This window comes from Synechocystis sp. PCC 7509, assembly GCF_000332075.2.
In the GTDB taxonomy this organism is placed as follows: domain Bacteria; phylum Cyanobacteriota; class Cyanobacteriia; order Cyanobacteriales; family Chroococcidiopsidaceae; genus Aliterella.
In genome coordinates this window covers 1,361,981-1,374,964 of sequence record NZ_ALVU02000001.1, presented here as the reverse complement: position 1 = coordinate 1,374,964, position 12,984 = coordinate 1,361,981, and the positions used below count along the sequence as shown (strand labels likewise).

General features: G+C 41.5%; 14 protein-coding genes and 1 tRNA gene. 9 read left to right on the top strand and 6 right to left on the bottom strand.

Annotated elements, in window-relative coordinates; genetic code table 11:
• Positions 1 to 19: 19 nt before the first annotated feature.
• A complete protein-coding gene (locus tag SYN7509_RS0206985; protein WP_148297952.1) occupies positions 20 to 1,066 on the bottom strand; it encodes a hypothetical protein in 1,047 nt (348 codons plus the stop codon).
• Positions 1,067 to 1,401: 335 nt separating this feature from the next.
• Here SYN7509_RS0206985 and SYN7509_RS25325 point away from each other — a divergent pair, with 335 nt between their 5' ends.
• On the top strand, positions 1,402 to 2,637 hold the full coding sequence (locus SYN7509_RS25325; protein ID WP_009634394.1) for a hypothetical protein: 1,236 nt from the start codon (positions 1,402 to 1,404) through the stop codon (positions 2,635 to 2,637).
• Positions 2,638 to 2,822: 185 nt separating this feature from the next.
• Here SYN7509_RS25325 and mrdA read toward each other — a convergent pair whose 3' ends face one another.
• Positions 2,823 to 4,595, bottom strand: coding sequence for a penicillin-binding protein 2 (gene mrdA / locus SYN7509_RS0206975; RefSeq protein WP_009634395.1), 1,773 nt, complete (start codon positions 4,593 to 4,595; stop codon positions 2,823 to 2,825).
• 130 nt (positions 4,596 to 4,725) lie between these two features.
• Between mrdA and SYN7509_RS0206970 the strand changes: the two genes are divergently transcribed.
• Both SYN7509_RS0206970 and SYN7509_RS0206965 read left to right on the top strand, forming a co-directional pair.
• Positions 4,726 to 5,070, top strand: coding sequence for a hypothetical protein (locus SYN7509_RS0206970; protein ID WP_009634396.1), 345 nt, complete (start codon positions 4,726 to 4,728; stop codon positions 5,068 to 5,070).
• Positions 5,067 to 5,282, top strand: a complete 216-nt coding sequence (locus tag SYN7509_RS0206965) for a hypothetical protein (protein ID WP_009634397.1) — start codon at positions 5,067 to 5,069, stop codon at positions 5,280 to 5,282. The genes SYN7509_RS0206970 and SYN7509_RS0206965 overlap by 4 nt, the downstream gene beginning before the upstream one ends.
• Before the next feature lie 128 nt (positions 5,283 to 5,410).
• Here SYN7509_RS0206965 and SYN7509_RS0206960 read toward each other — a convergent pair.
• A tRNA-Ser gene (locus SYN7509_RS0206960) sits at positions 5,411 to 5,495 on the bottom strand.
• Between the two features lie 73 nt (positions 5,496 to 5,568).
• On the opposite strand from SYN7509_RS0206960, the gene SYN7509_RS0206955 reads away from it, so the two are divergent.
• The 5 genes from SYN7509_RS0206955 to SYN7509_RS0206935 all read left to right on the top strand — a co-directional run bounded on the left by SYN7509_RS0206955 (position 5,569) and on the right by SYN7509_RS0206935 (position 9,529).
• Complete coding sequence (locus tag SYN7509_RS0206955) at positions 5,569 to 5,937, top strand: 2Fe-2S iron-sulfur cluster-binding protein (RefSeq protein WP_009634398.1); 369 nt, start codon at positions 5,569 to 5,571, stop codon at positions 5,935 to 5,937.
• Positions 5,927 to 6,421 carry a thermonuclease family protein gene (locus tag SYN7509_RS0206950; RefSeq protein ID WP_009634399.1) on the top strand — a complete coding sequence of 165 codons (495 nt, stop codon included), beginning with the start codon at positions 5,927 to 5,929 and terminating at the stop codon, positions 6,419 to 6,421. The genes SYN7509_RS0206955 and SYN7509_RS0206950 overlap by 11 nt, the downstream gene beginning before the upstream one ends.
• Positions 6,422 to 6,423: 2 nt before the next feature.
• On the top strand, positions 6,424 to 7,233 hold the full coding sequence (locus SYN7509_RS0206945; protein WP_028954158.1) for an inositol monophosphatase family protein: 810 nt from the start codon (positions 6,424 to 6,426) through the stop codon (positions 7,231 to 7,233).
• A 119-nt stretch (positions 7,234 to 7,352) separates the two neighbouring features.
• The gene (locus tag SYN7509_RS0206940) at positions 7,353 to 8,288 is read left to right on the top strand and encodes a J domain-containing protein (protein WP_009634401.1); all 936 of its coding nucleotides are present in this window, start codon (positions 7,353 to 7,355) and stop codon (positions 8,286 to 8,288) included.
• Complete coding sequence (locus tag SYN7509_RS0206935; RefSeq protein WP_009634402.1) at positions 8,285 to 9,529, top strand: ATP phosphoribosyltransferase regulatory subunit; 1,245 nt, start codon at positions 8,285 to 8,287, stop codon at positions 9,527 to 9,529. Before SYN7509_RS0206940 ends, SYN7509_RS0206935 begins: the two co-directional genes overlap by 4 nt.
• Positions 9,530 to 9,531: 2 nt before the next feature.
• Here the strand turns inward: SYN7509_RS0206935 and SYN7509_RS0206930 are convergent, their stop codons facing one another.
• Complete coding sequence (locus SYN7509_RS0206930; RefSeq protein WP_009634403.1) at positions 9,532 to 10,761, bottom strand: inorganic phosphate transporter; 1,230 nt, start codon at positions 10,759 to 10,761, stop codon at positions 9,532 to 9,534.
• 12 nt (positions 10,762 to 10,773) lie between these two features.
• Positions 10,774 to 10,959 carry a hypothetical protein gene (locus tag SYN7509_RS29605; RefSeq protein WP_148297950.1) on the bottom strand — a complete coding sequence of 62 codons (186 nt, stop codon included), beginning with the start codon at positions 10,957 to 10,959 and terminating at the stop codon, positions 10,774 to 10,776.
• Positions 10,960 to 11,108: 149 nt separating this feature from the next.
• Between SYN7509_RS29605 and SYN7509_RS0206920 the strand changes: the two genes are divergently transcribed.
• Complete coding sequence (locus SYN7509_RS0206920; protein WP_009634405.1) at positions 11,109 to 11,735, top strand: Uma2 family endonuclease; 627 nt, start codon at positions 11,109 to 11,111, stop codon at positions 11,733 to 11,735.
• 41 nt (positions 11,736 to 11,776) lie between these two features.
• Here the strand turns inward: SYN7509_RS0206920 and SYN7509_RS0206915 are convergent, their stop codons facing one another.
• Positions 11,777 to 12,961: a homospermidine biosynthesis protein gene (locus SYN7509_RS0206915; RefSeq protein ID WP_009634406.1), complete on the bottom strand. Its 1,185-nt coding sequence runs from the start codon at positions 12,959 to 12,961 to the stop codon at positions 11,777 to 11,779.
• Between the last annotated feature and the right edge of the window lie 23 nt (positions 12,962 to 12,984).

Genomic DNA, 12,984 nt, shown 5'->3' with positions numbered 1-12,984 from the left:
CAAATTTTTGATTAGGATTTCAAGTAAGATCCGTGAATTGATCCCTAGTATCAGGATGAATATGCTCGTATGCCCACTCAAACCCAAGATAAAAATCACACAGATACAATATATCAGACACTAATAAAAGGAATTTTTTAAGCTTAACTACTTCTATTTCTGTTTTTTTTCCATGAACTAAATTGTTTCTTTGAGTATTCCAGTTTTTGATTTCTTTTACTATGTCTTTAGAAGGTTTGACGATTCTATTGTCAACCTTTAACCTGACTGGCAACTTTAGCAAATATTCATCAAGGATTTTGTATATAGGAGGGGATGAAAGATTCTTTATTAACCAATCAGTTTCTGGAACAAGCTCAATTATTAAATTTTTAACTCCTGTCTCTAACGCCGTAACACCAATAACTAAGGAACTACGCGGACTTGTATTTATTTGATCCCACGCTTCACGCAAAAGCTCATGTCCCAAAGGTTCTGTTTGATTGTTATTTATTAAGCTAAGGGTATCAATTACAAACTCTTGGTGCAGTCTTAGAGGTGTATAATCTGACACCTTAAAATTCGCCGGAGCCATACGCCAGTCTGTGCCATCCATAGACCACATTATGCGACTTGCTTGATAAGAGTAAATCGGCACTTTCTGTGCGTGTCGCCAGCAAGCAGTTCCAACTACCTTATTTATAATTTCAATGACTTCTTTATAAGCTTTATTAACTAAGTCTTGAACAGCATTAGATAATTTAGAGAGAGGAAACTCATAATTTTCTATCTGTCCAGACTTTTCAAATTCCGAACGTACTCCATCAGGTAAATCTTTTACATCAAAGCCAGGAGGAAGCTTTTTTTGCCAGAGAGATTCAAAGGTTGGCAGCGCATTTTTAGATGGTTTTAAATCAATTGTAGCTTCACAAGTTGTTAAAAATGACTCACTATTTGGTTCTTCTGCACTATGGTCTTTGAAAACAATAGAGTTTTGAGTACCTTCTAAGTTCTCAAAATTGATAGTGCGCCCTAAAATAACTAAAGATGGAATACCAACTTTCAATTTAAAATACATTGCTGACAATTTTAGTTTTATTATAACTTTTATTAATAAAACTCACTTTTACAGTTATCAATCATTTCTGCACCTTTCTGAGATAAGTAGTATTTTTGCTTTAATTAAACACTACCGCACGATAGTTTAAAGATTAATTTAGTCAGTTGGTAGTATGTTTTACTACAACTAAGCGCGATCGCTCTTGGGATGCAGCGAGATAAATTGTAGTATGGCGATCGCTAAAAAAGTGACGATTTTAAAAGCCTATAGTTCCTAGGCAAACGCACCAAAATACGGAACAAATTAAGATTGTACCAGCGTCTAGTCTTCTATTAACCAAAGGCTAAAAATTTTTATTTACTATGATGAAGTCGTCACTAAAAAATCAGCAACTACTTTCAGTATTGTTTTTGACAGGAGTTTTGTCTCTAAGCACAACTTTATCTTTAGGACAAAATGCTACTGCTTATCAGCAAAAAAATTCTACTTTAAACATAACAACTAAAGGTGAATTAATCAGCGATCGCGGTAGTAATGATAACTATAAGGGCGATCGCGGTCGTGGACGCGGTAGCGATGATAACTACAATGACGATCGCGGTCGCAGACGAGGAAATGATAACAAAACGACAAACAGCCAATTACCTCCTCGTGTTGCTAATGCGGTATTAGTAAATTTATCTAAGCAAACAAGAATTTCAGTCAAGCAATTAAAAATTACTCAATCGAGTCGGCAAACTTGGTCTGATGGTTGCTTGGGTCTTGCAAAACCTGGTGAAAATTGCACTCAAGCTATAGTTGAAGGTTGGCGAGTTGTAGTGTCTAACGGTCAGCAAAACTGGGTGTATCGCACAAATTACAATGGGCGAGTTTTGCGCCTTGAAACTCCAATTGCAGCGAATAATGTTAATAATTTGCCTACTAATGTCGCTAATTTAGTATTGCGTGAGGCTGCACAAAGATTGAAGGTATCATCATCTCAAGTAAAGATTGTGAAAGCAGAACGTCGCAATTGGTCTGATGGTTGTTTGGGGTTGGGTCGCCCTCAAGATAGTTGTGCAGCAGTTGTTACCCCTGGTTGGCTAGTGACAGTCGAAGGGAAACAACAGCGTTTAGTTTATCGTACTGGTGATATTGGTGGAGCGATCGCCTTTGATGCCGCCGCCAGTTCTACTATCAATAGCAGTATCAAACCCGTACAAATGCCTACAAAGCAAATATCTGGATTAGAGGAGGGTGTTGTTTTTCGAGCAATTTCTAGTGGTGGATTTGCTGGTCGCACTTATGAGACTACGCTGTTTAATGATGGGCGAGTAGTTAGGGTATTAGTCAATAACCGTGGTAATTTCCAACCTCAGAGTTATCAAATTTCTCGTCAACAAGTACAACAGTTTCAACAATTGCTACAACAACAGCAATTTAACCAATTTGACGGTTTAAAGTATCCCGTCAACCAAGGTGCGGCAGATTTCATCAATATAACTTTGATTAGCCAAACGGCGACAACTAGCTATATAGATATCAATCAAAATCGTCTACCTCGCCCTTTACAAGAGGTTATCAAAGCTTGGAATCAAATTGCCAGCAATACGCAATAGATAAAAAGCGATCGCACCAAAGCCAGTAAACTCGATTATCTACTTTTTTAATCGAGCTATTGATATTAGGGGTTTGAAGGCGGAAAGCTTAAAAACACTGATTTTATGGGTAGATAGTTAGTTATTGCAGTCAATAGCCGTTTTATTAACAAGCGATCGCCAAGTTAAGACAATAAATGCAAATACTATTTCTTTTTAAAATAAGCTTCCATCACTTGCAACACCATCGGAGCGCAAATTTTGCCACCGCCACCTCCAGAATGTTCGGCAAAGGCAACAACGACAATTTCCGGTTTACTGCTAGGTGCATAGCCGCCAAACCATGTATGAGATTGATGTCCAAAAGCTTCAGCAGTTCCACTTTTACCCGAAGCCGGGGGAATAGTTGGAGAATTTAAAGCTTTTCCCGTTCCGCCATCGACTACTTGACGCAATCCTTGACGCAGTACGCGCACGGTGTCAGGTTTGAGGTTTAGAGACTTGCGCCAGGTTTTGGCAGTTTCATTGTTTTTGAGTAAGTGGGGTTTGACTAGGTAGCCGCCATTGGCTGGTACAGCAAACATCATCGCTGTTTGCAGGGGCGACACTTGCAAAAATCCTTGACCAATGGACATATTAACGGTATCGCCTACACTCCAAGGTAAATCGAGATTTGCTTGCTTCCATTTATCATCAGCAACTAATCCCCGTGCTTCTTCAGAGGCTAATTCTATGCCTGTTTTTTTACCGAAACCATAACGGCGCGTCCAATCAATTAAAGTTGGCCCACCAACGCCTCTACCAATTTGATAGAAGAATGTATCGCTACTCCAAGCTAGAGCGCCAGCAAATCCCAACGGCCCAAATCCGGCGCGATTCCAGTCGCAAAATGTTGTACCGCCGATGTTCATACAAGCATAAGTTGGCAGTACGGTACTAGGCGCAAATTTGCCGGATTCAATTCCGGCGGTGGTAGTAATAATTTTGAAGGTACTCGCCGGGGGAAAGCCTCGCAAAGCGCGGTTGACGAAGGGATGATCTTTACTTTGTAAGTTTTTCCACGCTTGCGGAGCGATGCGTTTAGTAAATATATTTGGATCGAAAGCTGGGCGACTAACCATGGCTAAAACTGCGCCATTACGGGGATCTAGGGCGACAATTGCTCCTTGGCGAAGTCCTAATGCTTTTTCGGCGGCTTTTTGTAAGTTTATATCTATAGTTAAATAAACATTTTGCCCGGTTTTAGCGGGTTTTGCACCTAATATTTTGATTATTCTGCCTTTTCCATCTACTTCTACTTGTTGACCTCCCCATTCTCCTCTTAGCTGTTGTTCAAAAGCTGCTTCTACGCCCATTTGACCGACTACATCCCCCAGGCGGTAGCCTTGAGAGCGTTTTTTAACTAACTCGCGATCGCTCATTTCTCCGGTATAACCGAGGACGTGAGAGGCTAATTCACCATTGGGATATTCTCGCACGGCTTCTATATACACCTCTACATCTTTTAATTGGTTGTGATATTCAGCTAAGGCGGTGATTTGAGCAGGAGTTAGATCCCTTGCTATTCGTACCAAAGTTGAGGAATCATAGCCAGCTTTTTCTAAACGTTTTTGAATTTCTGCTTCAGGAGTCTGGAGAATTTGAGAGAGTCGCGCCTTTGTTGTCGCCCATTCTGCATTTTTGGGAGCTATTGGCCATACGTACACCGCATGGGAAAGGCGACTACTGGCAAGAATTTTGCCATGGCGATCAAATATAGTGCCGCGTTCTGGTTGTTTGGGAATGACGCGAATGCGGTTGCTATCTGCTTGTTGGCGATATTGGCTACCTCGGACAATTTGCAGGTAAGCTAAACGACTACCAATTCCACCAAACATTAGTAAAGTAATGCCCAGCATGAGAAATAAGGATTGATAATTTTTTCCTACATTACGAGTCGTATTATTCTTTTTGCTGGGAGCAGAACGTAAAGAGGACATAAGTTAGCCCTAATTAGCTATAAAAATTCAAGTATAGATAAAACTTCGGCTATTGAACTTTATCAATAATTTTTTACTTACAAGCATAGTATTCTGTTTAGCGCGATCGCATTATTACAAACAAAACTACATGGCAAAGTTAACAGAGTCTATAATAAAAATCATTTTTGATTTGCAAAGGCAATTATTAGACCGAATTGATGAAGCCACCGCAACAGAAGCAGTTATTTTTGAGCAGTTCGGTGAAAATGAAGAAACAACACCGGAACTCGAACAACTCCAAAAGGTTAGAGAGAGGGCGACATCTTCTTACTCCCGACTCTATACTTTACTTTTAAGAGTATATGAGTCCCAACCATTAGCTACTTCTGCTATCTTAAAATTGTTAGAAACGTCAATTGAGCAAGCAGAAGCTACCAATGCGGCGGCTCAAGCCAGCGTCCAAGATACAAAAAGAAATTGGAGCTTATCATGAACGATCAACCCAGAATTCCCGATCCAGAAACAAGAAGACGCTCTATTGAAAGGATGCAGGAAGTCTGCCGTCAGTTTGATGCTCTCAATTTAATTTTAGATGAAGCGATCGCTCTAGCCGAAGCAGATATTCGTAATAGTCCTTTAAATGCTTACCGTTTGAGAAAAGCAAAGCTAGGTGTTGCACCAGAAAACAGCAAAGTAGATATCTAGCTCGATTGCATAATAAGCGCTTTTTAACAATTTTATTAGTGTATAAGGTAGCAAACTATTGAATTACCTTCAAGATTATTTCTTGGAGATAATAGAGTCAAACTATTGCATAGCAAGGGCTTTAGAAACGGAGAGGGAGGGATTCGAACCCTCGATAAGTTACCCTACACAGCATTTCCAGTGCTGCGCCTTCAACCACTCGGCCACCTCTCCAGATGTCGCGATCTCCAATTGTACACGCAATCAGGCGCTAAATTAAATAAAGCTGAAAATATTTCTTTTAATTATGACTCGTTACTTCACCGTTAAGATTCGCGATCGCCTTTCTAACCAAGTCCACACCCTGCAAGTACCAGAAACAAGCTACATTTTGCAAAACGCTGAAAATCAAGGGGTAAAATTACCTTACTTGTGTCGCAATGGCGCTTGTACCGCCTGCGCCGTGCGGGTAGTATCGGGAGAAATCTATCAGCCGGAAGCAATGGGACTATCGCACGAATTACGCAAACAAGGCTATGCTCTATTGTGTGTAAGTTATGCCCGCTCTGACTTGGAAGTAGAAACCCAAGACGAAGACGAGGTATACGAACTTCAATTTGGGCAATACTTCGGCAAAGGTAAAGTTAAAGTCGGTTTGCCCTTAGATGAGGAATAAAAAGTTTGTTTGTATCCTATTACTTCTAGTTGGATGTCAAAATGCAACTAAGCCTCAAGGCTTGACAGTACAAGTAAAACAAGTAACTAGCGGACAAACTATCGAAGTAGTTAGCAAAGGAAAAACAATGCTTGTGCGGCTAATTGGGATTGATGCGCCCAATATGCAACAACAGCCGCACGGGCAAGTCGCCAAAAATTCTTTAGCTCAGGTGATCGCAAATAAACAGGTAATCCTAGAATTTGACGAACAAAAACAAGATGAATTTGGACGGTACTTAGCTTACGTGTGGAGCGACTTGTTAGTGAATGAATATTTGGTAAAACAAGGCGTAGTATTAGTTGCCATGAAGTCGCCCAATCACAAATATGACACGCGGTTAGTTCGCGCTCAAGAATGGGCTAGACTTCAAGAGCAGGGAATTTGGAACGCCAAACAACCAATGACTCTGACTCCTGCCGAATTTCGCGCTCAGTATCGCTAATTATGACTTCATCATCACAATTGTCAGGTTTTTTAGAAATTGCCACCGAAGCGGCTCTCGCTGCGGGTGAAGTCTTGCTAGATTATTTAGGTAATATTGGTACGGCAACTCAAAAAGGTCGCCCAGGAGACTTAGTAACCGTTGCTGACAAAGCTTCCGAAGCTGTAGTATTGGAAATTTTGCAGCGACACTTTCCTAATCATTCAATCCTTGCGGAAGAATCGGGCAAACTAGGATTAGCCGAAAGTCAATATTTGTGGGCTATAGATCCTCTTGATGGCACAACTAATTACGCTCATCAATACCCCTTTTTTGCCGTTTCTATTGGATTGCTAGTTGATGGGATTCCAGAAGTTGGCGTTATTTTCGATCCCTTTGCTCAAGAATTATTTCGTGCTGCTAGGGGACTAGGCGCTACCAAAAATCGTCGCCCTATTCAAGTTTCTACCACAAATAAATTAAGTGAAAGCCTCTTGGTGTCTGGTTTTGCCTACGATCGCCACGAAACGGCAGATAATAACTATGCCGAATTTTGTCATCTTACCCATCTTACTCAAGGAGTACGGCGCAGTGGTTCGGCAGCTTTAGATTTGGCTCATGTTGCTTGCGGGCGTTTAGATGGTTACTGGGAGCGGGGAATTGCCCCTTGGGATATCAGCGCGGGGGTGATTTTACTTCAAGAAGCTGGGGGAAAAGTTACAGCTTACGATCAAAGTCCATTAAGTATTGAGTCTGGGCGAATTTTGGCTACCAATGGCTTGATTCACCATAACTTAAGTCAGGAACTAATAAAAGTTGCGGCGTTGTCTTAGATATAAACAATATAATTAGCTAAATAGCAAGGAATAGATGTTACCGTTTTGACTTAGCTAGAAGGGGATTATAGCACCCGTAAATTAAACTTTTATGGCAGGCAAGCGAACAGCGTTTTATGTCTTTATATATTGATATTGGACTATTCAAATTTGATTTTACAGATTGCCATGCAGTCTTAGGTATACCTATTGATGCAGATTTTAAGGATATTCGCCAACAATACCTAAAAATTGCTCGCCGCCTGCACCCTGATAGCACGGCGGCTAAGGGAGAAGTGGCAAGACAAAAAGCTAATGACTTATTTTCTAAGATTGTTAATCCAGCTTACGAAAAATTCACTACCGAGCGATCGCGGGCTGAGTATACTGTGCTATTAAAAGATATTAGTAAACGAGTAAGACAAGAACAAAACCCGCAGTTTCAGCACGAAGCATCCCAGGAATTAGCTAAAACAAATAACATCGAACATACTTATAAAACGGCACTACACAAACTTGCTCTCAATCAATACGAAGACTTAGATCGAGTTTTAGAAATTATTGCTCAAATTAGCGAACTAAATTTAGTCTATTTAATGCGTCAAGCAGATAGAGCATTTACGTCTACATCGCAATCGTTTCCAAGTAATGTGTCAAAAGCCCTAGAGGACAGCAAGCAAACGCCGCCTCCACCAGACGCGCCAGCTCCTGAAACTCTGGTGGAACAATACCTACGCCGCGCTCAAAAATTGATGGAAAAAAATAACTTTGCTCACGCCAGAGTAGAGTTGCAAGATGCTCTAAAATTAGAACCTAATAATACTATTGCTCATAGTTTAATGGGAATAGTTTATTTAAAGCAAAATCAATTAACAATGGCTAGGGTTCACATTAATAAAGCTTTACAACTAAATCCAAATGAACCAATGGCATTAAGAAGCAAGCAAGTATTAGCAGAAGCTGTACCAAAAATAGAAGGACAAACCCATCCAGCGAAAACGACAGGAGCAGGCGCTGATAAACCAAAAGGTGGTTTGTTTGGCGGTTTGTTTGGTGGGAAGAAAAACAAATGATTTATCAACCACCCACAGGCGCAAGGGACTTATTACCGCTAGATGTTGCTCAAAAACACTGGATTGAAGAGCGATTGCAGCAAGTATTTCAACGCTATGGCTATCACCAAATTATTACTTCAACTTTAGAGCGATTAGATACACTGATGGCGGGAGGAGCGATTGAGCGACGCTCAGTAATTCAGTTGCAAGGCGCAGAGGAGGAAGAATTAGGTTTGCGTCCCGAACTTACAGCTTCCATTGCGAGAGCCGCCGTAACGCGCATGGCGGGCGTAACTTATCCGCAAAGGTTGTATTATACGGCTAACGTATTTCGTCGCACTAAAGGCAGTTCCTACAATCGTCAGCAAGAGTTTTATCAAGCTGGAGTAGAGTTGTTAGGCGGTGGGGGTGGATTTGCGGATGCGGAAATACTGCTGCTTGTGGCGGAGTGCTTGCAGGAACTAGGATTAACAAATTGGCGATTGATTTTAGGAGAAGCGGGGATTGCTCGGAGTTTACTGTCTCCTTTTCCTCCCCAATTGCAAGATACTGTTAGAAAAGCGATCGCATCTTTGGATAGAGTAACTTTAGAAAACCTACCTTTGAGTGATGAACTAAAAGCCCGAAGCCTATTATTACTAGACTTGCGCGGGAATCCCGCCGATGTTTTACAACAAGTTGCAAGTTTAGACTTGGATGAGTCGCAAATAGAAGCAGTACATCATCTAAAATCTTTAATAGCTTTGCTAGACGAATGTTATCCGGGCGTTAATAGTCAATTTCCCTTGATTTTAGACTTAAGTTTGGTGCAGACTTTGGACTATTACACAGGGATAGTTTTTGAAGTAGTTAGCGATCGCAACCAAACTCATATACTAGGGCAAGGGGGACGCTACGATCGGCTTTTAGGGCTTTATCATCCTCAAGGCGAGTCATCCCCAGGAATTGGCTTTGCGCTCAATATTGAGGAATTGCAGCAAGTTTTACTCGGTAGCAGTCAATTACCCAAGTTTACCCCGGCGAGTAATTGGTTAGTAGTTCCCGAAAACCCCAATGCTTACGCCGACGCTTTTGCTTACGCTCAGAAATTGAGAAGTTCTAGTCATCAAGTGCAAGTAGAAATGGAGTTAGAAGGCAGAAACAGCCACATTATCCGCGAATACGCCCGTAATCGGCGCATTGGACAAATTGCTTGGATTAAAGCTGGAGGTATGCCAACCATTGAATCATTAAATGCGCGATCGCACATTTCCTGTTGATACTAAAAAAACAATAACCTTGCCAAGCTAAACAAACCTGCACTTAAGGCGGCGCTAATGGGGATGGTAACAACCCAAGCTAAAGCAATATTTTTCAACGTTGAAAATTGAATTGACTTATAGTTTTGCACAAGTCCAATTCCCACAACGCCGCCAACTAAAGCATGGGAAGTAGAAACAGGTAAACCCAAGCGAGAAGCCAGCAAAATTGTGGTTGCTGTCGCCAATTCTGCACAAAAACCACCGCTAGGTTGCAAGGTAATAATACTTTCGCCAATGGTGGCAATGACTTTTTTCCCCCAAACTGCTAAACCCGCTACGATACCCGCACCGCCTAGAATTAAAATCCACAAAGGTATATTTAAGACTCCTTGGGGAACGCTACCAGTATTGTTAATATAGGCAATTACGGCTAGAGGTGCGATCGCATTTCCCACATCGTTAGAACCGTGAGCAAAGGCGACAAAGCAAGCACTCAAGAGTTGAAATTTGGCTAATTGGCGCTCAATAACAACGCTATCATCTACATTTTTATCGGCGGCTAACTGTCGCCAAGCATTAAAAGTAATACTTATAGCCGCCAATCCCCCAATTGCTAGAGCAACATCCTGGCGAGGAATGGGTAAATTAGCAATTAATGGCGTGTTGGTAATCGGTGGTAAAACAATTATCCCAAATACGCCAACTAAAGCAACACTTAGCCAAGGAATCCACTCATCTAATTGCTGTACTTTGTTGGTTTTATCTAAAATCCAATGTTTAATCGTGCTGTAAAGTAAAACTGCAATTAACCCGCTAAGTATTGGTGTAACTATCCAACCTATAGTAATTAAACCAATAGATGACCAAGCGATCGCATTTATTCCTACCGCACAAGCACTAAAACCCGCGATCGCACCTACCACCGCATGAGATGATGCTACAGGTAAGCCGCGACTGGTAGCAATTTGTAGCCATACTCCACAAGCAATTAAAACTGAAGCCATCCCAATTAATAATACTTGCGGTGCATCAGTAAATAAAGCCGGGTTAACAATTTCGGTAGCTAAAGTTTGCGATACTTCTTGTCCAAATAATACCGCTCCGGTAAACTCTAAAACTCCAGCAATTACCAAAGCTTGGCGCAAAGTAACAGCTTTAGAACCTACCGATGTCCCCATAGAGTTTGCAACATCGTTCGCGCCAAGATTCCAGGCTACATAGAAAGCTAAAAAAGCTACGAGAAAAATCATATTGGCATTGTCTTAGGTTGCTTCGCTAATCAATTGTGAAGGTTGTAGGGGCGCAATGTATTGCGCCCCTACCGCGATCGCTATTATTGTTTCGTTAATCAGAAATAGTGCTTTTATAGACATAGTAGTCCCTTGGGCGTTGCCAATCATGCCCAATTCACCTGTAGAAACTACAATAAAACAGTTAGAGAAATTCAAATTTTAGACGCGATCGCCAAAAATAAAATATAGCAATCATAAATCAATTATGAAGGTTGTAGGGGCGCAAAGCATTGCGCCCCTACGGGTAATTTTTACGAATCAAATAGGATTGCTATAGAAACTTACCACTATATTTCAGAGTAGCCATGATAGCCCAATCGCCACAAAAACTAATCACTGTTGACAATTTCGTTGCAGAATATGGCGACGACAACCGTTATGAGTTAGTCGATGGAGAATTAATTGATATGGAACCGACGGGAACTCACGAACAGTTTGCAGCCTTTGTTGGGCGGAAACTAAATGTAGAAATTGATAAGCTTGATGCTCCCTACTTTATTCCCTATCGTTGCCTAATCAAACTACTAGGAACCGTGACAGCATTTCGCCCCGACCTAATTGTATTAAATCAAACTCAACTTGTAAACGAATCGTTGTGGCAAAAAGAACCAGTAATCACCCTTGGGGCTTCTATTCAACTTATTGTTGAGGTTGTCAGCATCAATTGGCAAAATGATTACGCCCGTAAAGTTGAAGACTATGCCCTATTAGGTGTTCCGGAATACTGGATTGTAGATTGTTTAGGCATTGGTGGTAGAGAATACATTGGCAAACCCAAACAGCCAACTATTACTATCTGCACGTTAAACGAAGATGAGTATCAAAAACGATTGTTTAAAGGTAGCGATCGCCTAATTTCCCCAACTTTTCCTCAACTAGCACTCACAACAGAGCAGATTGTCGCCGCTAGTCAAATTAAAACACAGCTTTAATCCCCTTGGAGTTATAACAGCAAGAGGATTATAGATAATTGCTAGGAACTATGAGGAATTAGCCTACCACAAGGATAAGTAGTTGCAGATTGCTCGGAAGATACTGCCGCCGGAATCTCCTCTATAGGCTGAGTTTTGGCTGCTAAGTAATCTGTACGCAACTTTTCTAACATCGCGTCTCGTCGGTCGTACAATTTCTTTAATGGACGTGGCTGACACTTTTGCAAAACGTAGGCAGTTAGTAAAGGCAATGCGATCGTGCTATCGGTATAACAAACAATGGTATTGGGCAATTCTTCGGGATCAATTTTGCCCCAGCTTACCGCCTCCGATGGTGTAGCCCCCGATAAGCCGCCCGTGTCGGGACGTGCATCGGTAAATTGAATGAAATAGTCGTGTCCTCGTTCTTCTAAGCCTAGAACTTCGTGCAACTGCGGCTGAGTCTGCAATAAAAAGTTTTTTGGGCTACCACCACCGATAATTATAGCGGCGCTTTTCCCTTCTACATCCGGTATACCAGAATTACGGGCATCATAGGCGATCGCGGCAGTTTCGTTTACATCCATTGAGGGGTCAATTATTAATTTTGAGCCTTCTAATGCTAAAGCTGCAACGTTCATTCCAATAGAACTATCGCCGGGGGAGGAAGTGTAAATCGGTACGCCGCATTCGTAAGCTGTAGCAAGCAAGCAAGAATGTTTTACACCAATTTGCTTTTCTACTTCCCGCACATATTTACCTAATAAATGGTGAAACTCTGCGCTTCCCATACGTTTTTGAAATGGCTCTGCTTGCAGAATTTTCCGAATAAAAGCATCGGTTTCTAGCAATACATCGTAGCCAAACATGATGTCATAAATCCGAATTGTACCTTCTTGGCGCAACTTGACATCATCAACAAAGGGATTGCCGCTAAAAAGGTCAAAACCTAAGCCGTAGTGCATATCGTGGTACAAATTTGCACCCGTGCTAATCATCCAGTCAATAAAGCCATTGCGGATAAGCGGCGCAAGCACCGAAACCCCATAACCCGCCGGAGTCATAGCCCCTGATAAGCTAACTCCTACAGTAACGCCTGGTTGTAAGACTTGTTTACTTAACAGGTGGCAAATTTCCCGTAGACGTGCGGAATTGTAAGCGGTGAAATAATTATCAATCAAATCTACTACGCCAATTTCTGGCTGCATGGGAGTAGGAGAGATTTTGTTACTAGCCAGTTTTGACATTATTTTAGTTCTCTATTTAGATG